This is a genomic window from Mycobacterium sp. MUNTM1 (genome assembly GCF_054660795.1).
This window is the reverse complement of record NZ_BAAGDE010000072.1, coordinates 13,013-27,054: the sequence shown is the minus strand read 5'-3', so window position 1 is coordinate 27,054 and position 14,042 is coordinate 13,013. Positions and strand designations below refer to the sequence as shown.

The following is a 14,042-nucleotide window of genomic DNA, read 5'->3' as shown; positions in this document are numbered from 1 at the left end:
TTCTCCCACAGCGTCAGGCCGACGACGTTGACGTCGTATTTCTCGATGGCGCGCCGCAGGGTGGCTCCCCAGCCGCAGCCGATGTCCAGCAGCGTCATCCCCGGCTCGAGGTTCAGCTTGCCCAGCGCCAGGTCGAACTTCGCGATCTGCGCTTCCTCGAGCGTCATGTCATCGCGCTCGAAATACGCGCACGTGTAGCCCATCGTGTCGTCTAGAAATAGTGCGAAAAATTCGTCCGAGACGTCGTAGATCGACTGCGATTCCTCGTAGTACGGTTTCAAATTTGTCATTTTTTTCGGCACAAACCTTTCGTCCTATTCAACGCGAGCATACTAACCGATCCGTCAATTGGCGGCCATCCGGGCACCGGTGCGTCATCGGTCGTTACTCAGTAGGTATAAAAGCCCTGGCCCGTCTTCTTGCCCAATCGGCCGGCCTCCACCATGCGCAGCAGCAGCGGCGGCGGCCCGTACTGCGGTTCCTTGAACTCCTCGAACATCTTGTCCGCGATCAGCTTCAAGGTGTCCAGACCGACCAGGTCGGACAGCCGCAGCGGACCCATCGGGTGCGACAGCCCGGCCACCACGGCCTTGTCGACGTCCTCGACGGTGGCGAAACCGGCTTCCACCATGCGGATCGCCGACAGCAGGTACGGCACCAGCAGCGCGTTCACCACGAAGCCGGACCGGTCGGAGCAGCGCACGACCTGCTTGCCCAGCACGGCGCTCGCGAATTCCTCGGTGCGCGCGGCGGCGCCCTCGTCGGTGACCAGCGTGCTGACCAGCTCGACCAGCGGCAGCACCGGCACGGGGTTGAAGAAGTGCAGGCCCAGCACCCGTTGCGGGTTCTTCGTCGCGGCGGCGATCTTCATGATCGGGATGCTGGAGGTATTGGACGCCAGCACGGCGTCGGGGTCGGTGATGACCCGGTCGAGTTCGGCGAAAACCTGCGCCTTGACGGCGTCGTCCTCGATGATCGCCTCGATGACCAGTTGGCGGTCGGCGAGGTCCTTCAGGTCGGTGGTGAAGGTGAGCTTGCTCAGCGCCCGGTCGCGTTCCCGCTCGGTCACCTTGCCGGCGCTGACCCCGCGCTCCAGCGACTTCACGATGCGGTTGCGTCCGGCCGTGATGAGGGCCTCGGTGGTCTCAAACACGGTCACGTCGACGTCGGCGCGGACCGAGACCTCGGCGATGCCGGACCCCATCTGGCCGGCCCCGACAACTCCTACCCGCTGGATCGTTGCGTCACTCACTGATTTCTCTCCGGTGTCGTATCGTCTTGCACCGCAATAGGCCCCGCCCAGGTTTAGCTGGGCGGGGCCTACGCTACTTCATCTGATTTTCAGGCCGCGGCTCGCGCCGCGGCCAAAGCCCGCTCGGGCTCAGTGACTCAAGCTTTCTGTTTCACTTCGTCCTCGCGGCCAAAGCCCGCTCGGGCTCAGTGAAACTGGCCCTCTTCGGTGGAGCCGGTCAGCGCGGTGGTCGACGAGGTCGGGTCCACCGTGGTGGCGATGCGGTCGAAGTAACCGGCACCCACCTCGCGCTGGTGCTTGGTGGCGGTGTAGCCACGCTCCTCGGCGGCGAACTCGCGCTCCTGCAGCTCGACGTAAGCGCTCATCTGGTTGCGGGCGTAGCCGTAGGCCAGATCGAACATCGAGTAGTTCAGGGCGTGGAAGCCGGCCAGCGTGATGAACTGGAACTTGAATCCCATTGCCGCGAGCTCCTTTTGGAACTTCGCGATGGTGGAGTCGTCCAGGTGCTTCTTCCAGTTGAACGACGGCGAGCAGTTGTAGGCCAGCATCTGGTCCGGGAACTCGGACTTGACGCCCTCGGCGAACTTGGCGGCGAGCTCGAGGTCCGGGGTACCGGTCTCCATCCAGATCAGGTCGGAGAACGGCGCGTAGGCCTTGGCGCGGGCGATGCAGGGCTCGAGGCCGTTGCGGACCCGGTAGAAGCCCTCCTTGGTGCGCTCACCGGTGATGAACGGCTGGTCGCGCTCGTCGACGTCGGAGGTGATCAGCGTGGCGGCCTCGGCGTCGGTCCGGGCGATGACGACGGTCGGAACGTCGCACACGTCGGCGGCCAGGCGGGCCGAGGTCAGGGTGCGGATGTGCTGCTGGGTCGGGATCAGCACTTTGCCACCAAGGTGGCCACACTTCTTCTCCGAGGCCAGCTGGTCCTCCCAGTGCGATCCCGCCACACCGGCGGCGATCATGGCCTTCTGCAGCTCGTAGACGTTGAGCGCACCACCGAAGCCGGCCTCACCGTCGGCGACGATCGGCGCCAGCCAGTTCTTCACCGAGGTGTCGCCCTCGACGGCAGCGATCTCGTCGGCGCGCAGCAGCGCGTTGTTGATCCGGCGCACCACCTGCGGCACCGAGTTGGCCGGGTAGAGGCTCTGGTCGGGGTAGGTGTGGCCGGACAGGTTGGCGTCACCGGCGACCTGCCAACCGGACAGGTAGATGGCCTTCAGGCCGGCCCGCACCTGCTGCACGGCCATGTTGCCGGTCAGGGCGCCCAGCGCGTTGATGTATTCCAGGTCGTGGAGCTGCTCCCACAGCACCTCGGCGCCGCGGCGGGCCAGGGTGGCCTCCTCGACGACGGTGCCCTGCAGGGCGACGACGTCCTCGGCGGTGTAGGTCCGGGTGACATCCTTCCACCGCGGGTTGGTGTCCCAGTCCTTCTGGATCTGTTCGGCGCTCTTGGGGGTGCCAACGACAGACATTGGGCATGCTCCTTCACGATCTTCACTACTGAGTTGCTGGACGCCTCACCGGCGGTAGCTAGCGGCTCAACTTCACTGGTGTGCTAACTCGAAGATGACACAGCTCGTAGGGGCCGGTCCACCCGTTTCAGTTGCCAATTTAAGCCACAGGAACGCGCGAATTTGTGAAGGTTGCTAAGTTGCTAACTCACTTAACCGTTTCAGAAGCTACCCACCGGTAACAAAAACGCGCAGGTCAACGGCGGTTAACGGGACGCTTGTCCGGTTTAGCGAGCAAAGATCGCGGCGACGGCTTTCGCCTCGTCGCCGACGGCGTATGTGAGCGTTGTAACAGTCCGATCGGCCAGCGCGGGGCCGAATTGTTCGGTGGATCCGGCCGGGTGGACGTGCGAGATGATCTCCAGTTTGTCGCCCAGCGCCACCGGCGCCTCGTGCTCGATCGCGATGCGCACCGGCGGCCGCATCAGCTCCGGGTGCGACGCCAGGTAGTCCTCGATCACGCTCCAGTACACAGAGTTGTTCATGTGGTCGAACAGGTCGATGTCGGTGACCCGGACCGGAAACTCGTGGATCTCGACCGCGTCGTCGCGGCTGGCCGGCTTCAGGTAGGGCTTCCAGCGCAGCCGGTCGATGGAGGTCGTCTTGCGCAGGCCGGCCAGGAAGTCATCGGCGATGCGCGAGGGCATCTGGGTCTCGCGGTTGATGTTGATCCAGAAGGCCTCGGACTCGATGAGCCCCTCGCCGCGCTTCCCATCGATGCGAACCCGCATCTCACACCAGCGGTTCGAGGTGCCCGAACACCATCTGCGCAGGCGCAGCATGTCGTTGAACTCGATCGGCCGGATCAGGTCGAGCATGGTGCGCCGCACGATCCACAGCGGGTGGGTCTCCTCGAAGCCCATCTCGCGCAGCTGGTCCTGGCCGATGTCCTGGATGTGGCGCGCGGACGCGTCCAGCCGCAACCGGCCCGTGCGGTCGATGTCGCCGACCCGCAACGGCCACTGGCGATCGAAAACGTCAGGGTGGCCGTCGGGCACCGGCATCAGTTGTTTATCCAGGCTCACGGCCACCGTCCCCACTGCTTCCCGATTCCTCCTCGTGGTCACCCCAGGCTAGGCCTGTGGCCCGGGACGCATCATGCCAACGAGGTGCTCCGAATACCAATTTCGACGCGGCCGCCTGCGATGCCAAGTCTGCGAATCAGATCTTCACATGGCCGGTAGCCTCGGTGAAGTGTCCAAGACATTCGTCGGCTCCCGGGTGCGCCAGCTGCGCAACGAACGCGGCTTCTCCCAGGCCGCGCTGGCCCAGATGCTGGAGATCTCGCCGAGCTACCTCAACCAGATCGAGCACGACGTCCGCCCGCTGACCGTGGCCGTGCTGCTGCGCATCACCGAGGTGTTCGGGGTGGATGCGACCTTCTTCTCCTCGCAGGACGACACCCGGCTGGTGGCCGAGTTGCGCGAAGTCACGATGGACCGCGACCTGGACATCGACGTCGACCCGACGGAGGTCGCCGAGATGGTCAGCGCCCATCCGGGGCTGGCCCGCGCGGTGGTCAACCTGCACCGGCGCTACCGGATCACCACGGCGCAGCTCGCGGCCGCCACCGAGGAGCGGTACTCCGACGGCAGCGGCAGCGGCTCCATCACCATGCCGCACGAGGAAGTGCGCGACTACTTCTATCAACGGCAGAACTACCTGCACGAGCTGGACACCGCCGCCGAGGACCTCACCATCAAGATGCGGTTGCACCACGGCGATCTGGCGCGCGAGCTCACCCGCCGGCTCACCGAGGTGCACGGGGTGCACATCAACCGCCGGATCGACCTGGGCGACACCGTGCTGCACCGCTACGACCCCAAGACCAAGACGCTGGAATTCAGCAACCATCTGTCGTTGGGGCAGCAGGTTTTCAAGATGGCCGCCGAACTGGCCTACCTCGAGTTCGGCGATCTGATCGACACTCTGGTCGAGGAGGGCAAGTTCACCAGCGACGAGTCGCACACACTGGCCCGGCTGGGGCTGGCCAACTACTTCGCCGCGGCCACCGTGCTCCCCTATCGTCAGTTCCACGACGTCGCGGAGAACTTCCGCTACGACGTCGAGCGGCTGTCGTCGTTCTACTCGATCAGCTACGAGACCATCGCGCACCGGCTTTCGACGTTGCAGCGCCCGTCGATGCGCGGGGTGCCGTTCTCGTTCGTCCGGGTCGACCGGGCCGGCAACATGTCAAAGCGCCAGTCCGCCACCGGCTTTCACTTCTCCTCCAGCGGAGGCACCTGCCCGCTGTGGAACGTGTACGAGACGTTCGCCAACCCGGGCAAGATCCTAGTGCAGATCGCGCAGATGCCCGACGGCCGCAACTACATGTGGGTGGCCCGCACCGTGGAACGCCGCGCGGCCCGGTATGGTCAGCCCGGTAAAACCTTCGCGATCGGGTTGGGCTGCGAGCTTCGCCACGCGCACCGGCTCGTCTACTCCGAAGGACTCGACGTATCGGGGGAAGCAGGGACAGTGGCCACACCGATCGGCGCGGGCTGCCGGGTCTGCGAACGCGACAACTGCCCGCAGCGCGCCTTCCCGGCGCTCGGACGCGCACTCGATCTCGACGAGCACCGCAGCACGGTGTCTCCCTACCTGGTGACCCAGCCGTGACCCCCGCGAACGGCCGGATCCCGCCGGGGCGCTTTCGCGAACTGGGACCGATCAATTGGGTGATCGCGAAGCTGGGTGCGCGCACCGTGGCCGCCCCGGAGATGCATCTGTTCACCACGCTCGGTCAGCGCCGGTTGCTGTTCTGGACGTGGCTGGCGTACGGGGGCCGGCTGCTGCGCGGCAAGCTTCCCACCATCGACACCGAACTGGTGATCCTGCGCGTCGCGCACTTGCGCGGGTGCGAATACGAGCTGCAGCATCATCGCCGGATGGCGCGCAAGGCCGGGCTGGACGCCGACCTGCAGGCCGCCATCTTCGCGTGGCCCGAGAGGCTGGACCCGGTCGATGCCCGCCTGACCGTGCGCCAGCAGGCACTGCTGGCGGCGACGGACGAGTTCGTCGAAGCCCGCACCGTCACCGCCGACACCTGGCGGCAGCTGGCGACCCACCTGGATCGGCGACAGCTGATCGAATTCTGTTTACTCGCAAGCCAATACGACGGCCTCGCCGCGACCATGTCGGCGCTTGACATCCCGCTGGACCATCCGCGTTAGCTAGAGGTAGACGTCGACGAGGATCGCCAGCGTCAGGATCACCGGAAGCACCGGCAGCGCGAACGCGAACACCGCCCACGCCTGCTTGCCGCGCCGCCGTTGCCGCAGGCCCCACAGGGCGGCGCCGATCCCCAGCAGCACCGAGGCCAGCAGCACCAGCGGGGCCCACTGGCCGGCCGTCGCGTTGTCGCCGTTCGAAATGGCCAGCAACCACAGGACATAACCGGTCGCCAGGCCGCCGACGACACCCGCGATGGCCTGGGGGGTGACGGTGCGCATCATCCTTGTCTCAGAAATTGATCATGTGCCCGGTCAGGCCGTGGAAGCATTCCTGCAACGCCTCGGACATGGTCGGGTGGGTGTGCACGTTGCGGGCCAGTTCGGTGGCGGTCAGGTCCCACTTCTGGGCCAGCGTCAGCTCCGGAAGCAGTTCGGAGACATCGTGGCCGACCAGGTGTCCGCCCAGCAGCTCACCGTATTTGGCGTCGGCGATCAGCTTGACGAACCCGCTGGGGTCGCCCACACCGTGCGCCTTGCCGTTCGCGGTGAACGGGAACTTGGCCACCACAACGTCGTGGCCTTCCGCGCGGGCCTGCTCTTCGGTGAGCCCGAAGCTGGCGACGTTGGGCTGGCAGAACGTCGCGCGCGGCATCATCCGGTAATCCCCGAGCGCCAAAGTCTCTGCGCCGGCGATGGTTTCGGCGGCCACCACACCCTGGGCCTCGGCGACGTGGGCCAGCTGCAGCTTGCCGGTGACGTCGCCGATGGCGTAGATGTGCTCAATGTTGGTGCGCATGTAGTCGGTGATCCCGATGGCCTTGCGGTCGGTCAGCGCGACGCCGGCCGCCTCCAGGCCGAAGCCCTCGACGTTGGGCGCAAAACCGATGGCCTGCAACACCTTTGCGGCCTTGAGCTCTTGGGAGTTGCCGTCCTTGCTGGCGACGACGGTGACCTCCGAGCCGTTGTCGGAGATGGATTCGACTTTCGTTCCGGTGAGGATCTTGACGCCCAGCTTCTTGAACTGCCGCTCGATCTCCTTGGAGACGTCGGCATCCTCGTTGGGCAGGGCGCGCGGCAGGAACTCCACGATGGTCACGTCGACGCCGTAGTTCTTCAGCACATAGCCGAACTCCATGCCGATGGCTCCCGCGCCGGCGATGATGATCGACTCCGGCAACTCCCGGGACAGGATCAGCTCTTCGTAGGTGACCACGTTGGCCGACAGCGACGTTCCGGGGACCAGGCGGGTGCTGCTGCCGGTGGCGATGATGGCGTTGTCGAAGGTGATGGTCGCTGGATTTCCAGCGCCGCCCTCCTCGTTCAATTCGACCGAGATCGTGTTGGCGTCGGTAAACCGGCCGTAGCCATGGATTTCGGTGATCTTGTTCTTCTTCATCAGGAAGTGCACGCCGGCGACGCGGCCCTCGGCGACCTTGCGGCTGCGGTCGAAGGCGACCCCGTAGTCGAACGTCGCCTCGCCGCTGATGCCGAATGTCTTGGCCTCTTTGGTGAAGATGTGGGCGAGTTCGGCGTTGCGCAGCAGCGCCTTGGAGGGGATGCAGCCGACGTTGAGGCAGACTCCGCCCCAGTACTTCGGTTCGACGATCGCGGTGCTGCGGCCCAGCTGTGCGGCGCGAATGGCTGCGACATATCCGCCGGGACCGGCCCCGAGGACGACGACGTCATAGTGAGAAGGCACGAGCCCACCCTAGTTGGCCACGCCCCTCGCTGGCCGCCCGGGCGAGGCCTCAATACGGAATGAGCCCGACGAGGCAGTGCCCCACCCGCTCGCAGTGGTAATAGCCGTACAGGGGCGCCGCAGCCACCAGCGCGGCGAACGGCCCGGACATCATCGCCACCGAGAGCGCCGAGATCAGCGGCCTGCCCTGGGTCATCGCCAGCATCACCGCGCCGACGATGCACACCACCACGTAGACCAGGACCACGAACAGCGGCGCGGTCTTGTCGACCGAGTGGTGCCACCAATAGAACAGCCCCAGCCCGATCACGGCCGCCGCCGCCCAGACGCCGAACAGCACCAGCGCCAGCTTCCACCACTTGAGGTAGAGGTACCGGCCGGGCACGTTGACCGGTTGCACCGGGCCGACGGGCTCGGCCGGCTCCGGCTCGCCGGCATCCGCGGTGGGTGTCACCGCCGCGTCCTCGCCGGCCGCGGGCTCGTGCTCTGTAACGGCAGGGTGCTCGCCGGTGTCGTCATCGAAATCGGGGACCCACGACTGGGTGCCGGTGTGCTCGGCGTCGTCCTCGTCGTCGGAGAAGTCCGGCACGAAGGCCTCGGTGCCCGGGTTCGAGGCGTCCTTGTCGTCAGGCACCGGCGGTCACCCGCAGCGCGACCAGCACGCCGAACCAGCCCGGCGCCACCGACAGCAGGAACGCGCCCAGCATGGTGACCCAGCGGCGTCCGGAAAACAGGATCGTCGTCAGCCCGACCACGCTGAGGATGCCGACCACCGACGCGATCGCGATGCCCGGGCGGACGCTGGCGTGCACGGCCACAGTGCACGCGACACCCGCCAAAAGTCCGACGGCACTGCCGATCAGCATGGCGCTGGCCAACAACCAGGGGCGCGGAAGTGGGATCACTTTCCCGACTGTACTGCGGCTACCGGCGCGGGGAGTGCGTCGCCGAGGCCGCGTCAGCCACCACCGCGCCGCGCGCCCCGGGCCGTTCACCGCGTTCGTAGTCGGCGCCGGTGATCACCGCCGCGGTGGCCAGCGCCGCACGCTCTTCGTCGGTGAAGACGCGGCCGCGGGACAGGAACCGCACCCCGTCGGGCGCCTCCAGGCTGAACCCGCCGCCGCGGCCCGGCACCACGTCGATGACCAGTTGGGTGTGCTTGTCGCGGTAGTGCGCCGCGTACTGCGGGCCCGAAATCCACACCGGCACGCCGTCCGTCCCGACGTCGAGCACGCCGAGCAACACGTCGCGGTCACCGACGAGGAACTCGCCGAGCGGGTAACACATCGGCGACGAGCCGTCGCAGCAGCCGCCGGACTGGTGGAACATCACCGGGCCATAGGTCGCCTGCAGCCGGGTCAGCACCTCGGCGGCCGGGACGGTGATGACCACCCCAGCTGGCGCGACCATCAGAAGAACCCTTGCGCCTTCTCGGAGTAGGACACCAGCATGTTCTTGGTCTGCTGGTAGTGGTCGAGCATCATCTTGTGGTTCTCCCGGCCGATGCCGGACTGCTTGTAGCCGCCGAACGCCGCGTGGGCGGGATAGACGTGGTAGCAGTTCACCCACACCCGGCCGGCCTGGATATCGCGCCCGGCCCGATACGCGGTGTTGCCGTCGCGGCTCCACACCCCCGCGCCCAGGCCGTAGAGGGTGTCGTTGGCGATCGAGATGGCGTCGTCGTAGTCGGCGAACGACGTCACCGTCACCACCGGCCCGAAGATCTCCTCCTGGAACACCCGCATCTTGTTGTTGCCGCCGAAGATGGTGGGCTGCATGTAGAACCCGCCGGACAGGTCGCCGCCGAGCTCGGCGCGCTCGCCGCCGGTGATCACCTTGGCGCCCTCGTCCTTGCCGATCTCGATATAGGACAACACCTTTTCCAGCTGATCGTTGGACGCCTGCGACCCCAGCATGGTCTCACTGTCCAGCGGATCGCCCTGGCGGACCGCCTTGGTGCGGATCGCGGCCAGCTCGAGAAACTCGTCGTAGATGTCGGCCTGGACCAGGCTGCGCGACGGGCAGGTGCACACCTCGCCCTGGTTGAGGGCGAACATGGTGAAGCCCTCCAGCGCCTTGTCCTGGTAATCGTCGGCCTTGGCCATCACGTCGGAGAAGAAGATGTTGGGGCTCTTGCCGCCGAGCTCCAGGGTCACCGGGATCAGGTTCTGCGACGCGTACTGCATGATCAGCCGCCCGGTGGTGGTCTCGCCGGTGAACGCGATCTTGGCGATCCGGTTGCTTGAGGCCAGCGGCTTGCCGGCCTCGGCGCCGAAGCCGTTGACGACGTTGATCACCCCGGGCGGCACCAGGTCGCCGATCAGCGACATCAGGTAGAGGATCGAAACCGGCGTCTGCTCTGCGGGTTTGAGCACCACCGCGTTGCCGGCGGCCAGCGCGGGAGCCAGCTTCCAGGCGCCCATCAGGATGGGGAAGTTCCACGGGATGATCTGCCCGACCACGCCGAGCGGCTCGTGGAAGTGGTAGGCCACGGTGTCCTCGTCGATCTGCGACAGCGAGCCCTCCTGCGCGCGCAGCGCGGCGGCGAAGTAGCGGAAGTGGTCGGCGGCCAACGGAATGTCGGCGGCCAGCGCCTCGCGGATCGGCTTGCCGTTGTCCCACACCTCGGCCACCGCCAGCGCGGCGGTGTGCTCCTCGATGCGGTCCGCGATCTTGTTCAGGATCGCAGCCCGCTCGGCCGGCGCCGTCTTGCCCCACGCCGGAGCCGCCGCGTGCGCGGCGTCGAGCGCCCTGTCGATGTCGGCCTCGTCGGAGCGGGCCACCTCGCAGAACGTCTGGCCGGTGACCGGTGTCGGGTTCTCGAAGTAACGCCCCTTGACCGGGGCGACCCACTGCCCGCCGATGAAGTTCTGGTAGCGGGATTCATATGACATCAATGCCCCGGCAGAACCTGGACGTGCGAAAACAGTCATCTGCTCTCACCCCTCACTCGGCTGTGTAATTCACCTCACACTACCGCCGGCGCCACAATGGCTTCCATGACGTCGCAAGCTCACGCCGCCCCCGAAGACAACCACGATCCGTACCTGTGGCTCGAGGACGTCACCGGCGACGAGGCGCTGGACTGGGTGCGGGCGCGCAACGAGCCGACGCTGGCGCGTTTTCGCGACGACAGCTTCGAGCGGATGCGCACCGAGGCGCTCGAGGTGCTCGACACCGACGCCCGCATCCCCTACGTGGTCCGCCGCGGCGAGCACCTCTACAACTTCTGGCGTGACGCGGCCAACCCCCGGGGCCTGTGGCGGCGCACGACACTGGACAGCTACCGCACCGAGTCCCCCGAGTGGGACGTGCTGATCGACGTCGACGAGCTGGGTCGGGCCGACGGCGAGAAATGGGTGTGGGCCGGTGCCGGTGTCATCTATCCCGAATACACCCGCGCGCTGGTCAGCCTGTCCCGCGGCGGCTCGGACGCCTCCATCGTACGTGAATTCGACATGCTGACAAGGCAATTCGTCGACGACGGGTTCGAGCTTCCGGAGGCCAAGTCGCAGGTCAGCTGGGCCGATCCGGACACCGTGCTGGTGGGCACCGACTTCGGCCCCGATTCGCTGACCGATTCCGGCTATCCGCGGGTGGTCAAACGCTGGCGCCGCGGCACCCCCCTCGCCGAGGCCGAGACGGTGTTCGAGGGGGCGCGTTCCGACGTCAACGTGGCGGCCAGCACCAGCCGGATCCCCGGCTACGAGCGCACTCTGATCGGCCGCGCGCTGGACTTCTGGAACGAGGAGGTCTACGAGTTGCGCGGGTCGGAACTCATCCGCATCGACGCGCCCACCGATGCCAGCGTGAGCCTGCACCGCGAGTGGCTGCTGATCGAGCTGCGCAGCGACTGGTCGTTGGGCGAGGCCACCTACACCGCCGGGTCGCTGCTGGCCGCGAACTACGACGAATTCCTTGCCGGCACAGCGCAATTGCAGGTCGTCTTCGAACCCGACGAGCACACCGCCCTCAACCACTACGCATGGACCCAGGCTCGGCTGCTGCTCGTCTCGCTGGCCGACGTGGCCAGCCGCGTGGAGATCGTCACGCCGCCATCGCGTGACGACCCGCTGCGCCCGGCTCCGCCGCGCTTGCGATCGTCACCGGCATCGCGTGACGACCCGCTGCGCCCGGCTCCGCCGCGCTTGCGATCGTCACCGGGTGACTGGCGGCGCGAGCCGTTGGCCGGCATCCCCGCCGCGACCAACACCGTGGTCGTCTCCGCCGACGACACCGGCGACGAGTTCTTCCTGGATTCCAGCGGATTCGACTCGCCGTCGCGGCTGATGCGCGGCACCGACGACGGGAGACTCGAACAGATCAAGTCCGCCCCTGGTTTCTTCGATGCCGAAAACATCTCGGTGACACAGAATTTCGTCGCATCGCGGGACGGCACCTCGATCCCCTACTTCGTGGTGCGGCCCGGCGGTCCGCAGGCTTCGGACGGGCCGGCGCCCACCCTGCTCTACGGCTACGGCGGCTTCGAATCGTCGAACACGCCGGGTTACAGCGGCGTGCTGGGCCGGCTGTGGCTGGCCCGTGGCGGCACGTATGTGCTGGCCAACATTCGCGGCGGCGGCGAGTACGGCCCCGGCTGGCACACGCAGGCGATGCGCGAGGGTCGGCACAAGGTGGCCGAGGACTTCGCCGCCGTGGCAACCGATTTGGTGGATCGCGGCATCACCACGGTCGAACAGCTCGGGGCGCAGGGCGGCAGCAACGGGGGCCTGCTGATGGGCATCATGTTGACCCAGTACCCGGAGAAATTCGGCGCGCTGGTGTGCAGCGTGCCCCTGCTGGACATGAAGCGCTATCACCTGCTGCTGGCCGGCGCCTCGTGGGTCGCCGAATACGGCGATCCCGACAACCCCGACGACTGGGCGTTCATCTCCGAATACTCGCCCTACCAAAACATTTCGACGACGCGCCGCTACCCGCCGGTGCTGATGACCACCTCCACCCGCGACGACCGGGTGCATCCGGGTCACGCCCGCAAGATGACGGCGGCGCTCGAGGCCGCCGGTCATCCGGTCTTCTATTACGAGAACATCGAGGGCGGGCACGCCGGCGCGGCGGACAACGAGCAGGTGGCGTTCAAGTCGGCGCTCACCTACTCGTTCCTATGGCAGACGCTCACGCGGCCATAGGATCGTCGACGTGTCCGCAATGCAACGCATCGAACTCACCCTGCTCGCGACGGGGTTGATCTTCATCCTGGCCTCGGCGGCACAGGCGCGCTATCGCTTCGTCAAGCACCGTCGCGCCGGCCGGCGATTCTACTGGGCGACCGCGATCATCGGCGTCGTCTGCTTTGCGTTCGGGACCGGCCAGCTCTGGCCGAACGGCGTGGCGGCGGCGGCGGTCTTCTCCGCGATCATCGCGTTCTCGGCCTACCTCACCACGCCGTATCTGAAGATCGGCGGGCGAATCTATGCGTCCTCGCCGGAGAACCGTCAGCCCGACCCCTAAGGAAGCTATGCCGACCAGCGACTTCCAGACCCTGCTGTACCGGACGTCCGGCCCGGTTGCCACCGTCACGCTGAACCGTCCGGAGCAGCTCAACACCATCGTGCCGCCGATGCCCGACGAGATCGAGGCAGCGATCGGGCTGGCGGAGCGCGACCCGGCGATCAAGGTCATCGTGCTGCGCGGCGCGGGCCGGTCCTTCTCCGGCGGCTACGACTTCGGCGGCGGGTTCCAGCACTGGGGCGAGGCGATGATGACCGACGGGAAATGGGATCCCGGCAAGGACTTCGCGATGGTCAGCGCCCGCGAGACCGGGCCGACGCAGAAATTCATGGCCATCTGGCGGGCGTCCAAGCCGGTGATCGCGCAGGTGCACGGCTGGTGCGTGGGCGGGGCCAGCGACTACGCGCTGTGCGCCGACATCATCGTCGCCAGCGAGGACGCCGTGATCGGCACGCCCTACAGCAGGATGTGGGGGGCCTATCTGACCGGGATGTGGCTCTACCGGCTGAGCCTGGCCAAGGCGAAGTGGCACTCGCTGACCGGCCGTCCGCTGACCGGTGTGCAGGCCGCCGAGATCGAGTTGATCAACGAGGCTGTGCCATTCGAGCGGCTGGAGGCGCGGGTCGCCGAGATCGCTGCCGAGCTGGCGCAGGTTCCTCTGTCGCAGTTGCAGGCGCAAAAGCTGATCGTCAACCAGGCCTACGAGAACATGGGGCTGGCGTCCACCCAGACCCTGGGCGGCATCCTCGACGGCCTGATGCGCAATACCCCCGACGCGCTGGCCTTCATCAAGACCGCCGAGGCCGACGGGGTGCGGGCCGCGATCGAGCGCCGCGACGGCCCCTTCGGCGACTACAGTCAGGCCCCTCCGGAGCTGCGGCCCGACCCGACCCACGTCATCGTCCCTGATCGCGACTGATACTGAGATGCACTAG

The 14,042-nt window shown here is 66.9% G+C and carries 15 protein-coding genes; 5 read left to right on the top strand and 10 right to left on the bottom strand.

The window, feature by feature from the left end; all coding sequences use genetic code 11:
* The 4 genes from ACYQ8K_RS27060 to ACYQ8K_RS27045 all read right to left on the bottom strand — a co-directional run.
* A partial coding sequence (locus tag ACYQ8K_RS27060) for a class I SAM-dependent methyltransferase (RefSeq protein ID WP_459973973.1) occupies positions 1–290 on the bottom strand: 290 nt, incomplete at its 3' end.
* A 98-nt stretch (positions 291–388) separates the two neighbouring features.
* On the bottom strand, positions 389–1,252 hold the full coding sequence (locus ACYQ8K_RS27055) for a 3-hydroxybutyryl-CoA dehydrogenase (RefSeq protein WP_459973971.1): 864 nt from the start codon (positions 1,250–1,252) through the stop codon (positions 389–391).
* Positions 1,253–1,437: 185 nt separating this feature from the next.
* Complete coding sequence (aceA, locus tag ACYQ8K_RS27050) at positions 1,438–2,724, bottom strand: isocitrate lyase (protein WP_459973969.1); 1,287 nt, start codon at positions 2,722–2,724, stop codon at positions 1,438–1,440.
* A 266-nt stretch (positions 2,725–2,990) separates the two neighbouring features.
* Positions 2,991–3,788 (bottom strand): acyl-ACP thioesterase domain-containing protein, encoded by a 798-nt coding sequence (locus ACYQ8K_RS27045; protein ID WP_459973977.1) that lies wholly within the window; start codon positions 3,786–3,788, stop codon positions 2,991–2,993.
* A 169-nt stretch (positions 3,789–3,957) separates the two neighbouring features.
* Between ACYQ8K_RS27045 and ramB the strand changes: the two genes are divergently transcribed.
* A complete protein-coding gene (ramB, locus tag ACYQ8K_RS27040; protein ID WP_459973967.1) occupies positions 3,958–5,382 on the top strand; it encodes an acetate metabolism transcriptional regulator RamB in 1,425 nt (474 codons plus the stop codon).
* Positions 5,379–5,936, top strand: coding sequence for a carboxymuconolactone decarboxylase family protein (locus ACYQ8K_RS27035; RefSeq protein ID WP_459973966.1), 558 nt, complete (start codon positions 5,379–5,381; stop codon positions 5,934–5,936). The genes ramB and ACYQ8K_RS27035 overlap by 4 nt, the downstream gene beginning before the upstream one ends.
* Here the strand turns inward: ACYQ8K_RS27035 and ACYQ8K_RS27030 are convergent, their stop codons facing one another.
* From ACYQ8K_RS27030 to exaC, 6 genes are read right to left on the bottom strand one after another with little or no spacing between them, the layout of a single operon-like run.
* Entirely contained in the window at positions 5,937–6,218 is a 282-nt protein-coding gene (locus ACYQ8K_RS27030) for a hypothetical protein (RefSeq protein ID WP_459973964.1), read from the bottom strand. It lies immediately after the preceding gene.
* A 7-nt stretch (positions 6,219–6,225) separates the two neighbouring features.
* Positions 6,226–7,635 (bottom strand): dihydrolipoyl dehydrogenase, encoded by a 1,410-nt coding sequence (gene lpdA / locus ACYQ8K_RS27025; RefSeq protein ID WP_459973962.1) that lies wholly within the window; start codon positions 7,633–7,635, stop codon positions 6,226–6,228.
* 49 nt (positions 7,636–7,684) lie between these two features.
* Positions 7,685–8,269 carry a hypothetical protein gene (locus ACYQ8K_RS27020; RefSeq protein WP_459973959.1) on the bottom strand — a complete coding sequence of 195 codons (585 nt, stop codon included), beginning with the start codon at positions 8,267–8,269 and terminating at the stop codon, positions 7,685–7,687.
* The gene (locus ACYQ8K_RS27015) at positions 8,262–8,540 is read right to left on the bottom strand and encodes a putative holin (protein ID WP_459973957.1); all 279 of its coding nucleotides are present in this window, start codon (positions 8,538–8,540) and stop codon (positions 8,262–8,264) included. The genes ACYQ8K_RS27020 and ACYQ8K_RS27015 overlap by 8 nt, the downstream gene beginning before the upstream one ends.
* Positions 8,541–8,559: 19 nt before the next feature.
* Positions 8,560–9,045, bottom strand: a complete 486-nt coding sequence (locus ACYQ8K_RS27010) for a DUF779 domain-containing protein (RefSeq protein ID WP_459973955.1) — start codon at positions 9,043–9,045, stop codon at positions 8,560–8,562.
* Positions 9,045–10,568: an acetaldehyde dehydrogenase ExaC gene (gene exaC, locus ACYQ8K_RS27005; protein ID WP_459973953.1), complete on the bottom strand. Its 1,524-nt coding sequence runs from the start codon at positions 10,566–10,568 to the stop codon at positions 9,045–9,047. Before exaC ends, ACYQ8K_RS27010 begins: the two co-directional genes overlap by 1 nt.
* 66 nt (positions 10,569–10,634) lie before the next feature.
* On the opposite strand from exaC, the gene ACYQ8K_RS27000 reads away from it, so the two are divergent.
* Genes ACYQ8K_RS27000 through ACYQ8K_RS26990 form a run of 3 tightly spaced genes read left to right on the top strand, consistent with a single transcriptional unit; the run spans position 10,635 to position 14,026 of the window.
* A complete protein-coding gene (locus ACYQ8K_RS27000; RefSeq protein ID WP_459973951.1) occupies positions 10,635–12,785 on the top strand; it encodes a prolyl oligopeptidase family serine peptidase in 2,151 nt (716 codons plus the stop codon).
* 19 nt (positions 12,786–12,804) lie between these two features.
* Positions 12,805–13,107: a hypothetical protein gene (locus tag ACYQ8K_RS26995; protein WP_459973975.1), complete on the top strand. Its 303-nt coding sequence runs from the start codon at positions 12,805–12,807 to the stop codon at positions 13,105–13,107.
* Between the two features lie 7 nt (positions 13,108–13,114).
* A complete protein-coding gene (locus ACYQ8K_RS26990) occupies positions 13,115–14,026 on the top strand; it encodes a crotonase/enoyl-CoA hydratase family protein (RefSeq protein ID WP_459973949.1) in 912 nt (303 codons plus the stop codon).
* Positions 14,027–14,042: the final 16 nt, after the last annotated feature.

Bases quoted from the DNA above. Each gene is read 5' to 3' on its own strand.
- aceA (WP_459973969.1), bottom strand. From the start codon at position 2,724: ATGTCTGTCGTTGGCACCCCCAAGAGCGCCGAACAGATCCAGAAGGAC.
- ACYQ8K_RS27030 (WP_459973964.1), bottom strand. From the start codon at position 6,218: ATGATGCGCACCGTCACCCCCCAGGCCATCGCGGGTGTCGTCGGCGGC.
- ACYQ8K_RS27010 (WP_459973955.1), bottom strand. From the start codon at position 9,045: ATGGTCGCGCCAGCTGGGGTGGTCATCACCGTCCCGGCCGCCGAGGTG.
- exaC (WP_459973953.1), bottom strand. From the start codon at position 10,568: ATGACTGTTTTCGCACGTCCAGGTTCTGCCGGGGCATTGATGTCATAT.
- ACYQ8K_RS27000 (WP_459973951.1), top strand. From the start codon at position 10,635: ATGACGTCGCAAGCTCACGCCGCCCCCGAAGACAACCACGATCCGTAC.
- ACYQ8K_RS26995 (WP_459973975.1), top strand. From the start codon at position 12,805: ATGCAACGCATCGAACTCACCCTGCTCGCGACGGGGTTGATCTTCATC.
- ACYQ8K_RS26990 (WP_459973949.1), top strand. From the start codon at position 13,115: ATGCCGACCAGCGACTTCCAGACCCTGCTGTACCGGACGTCCGGCCCG.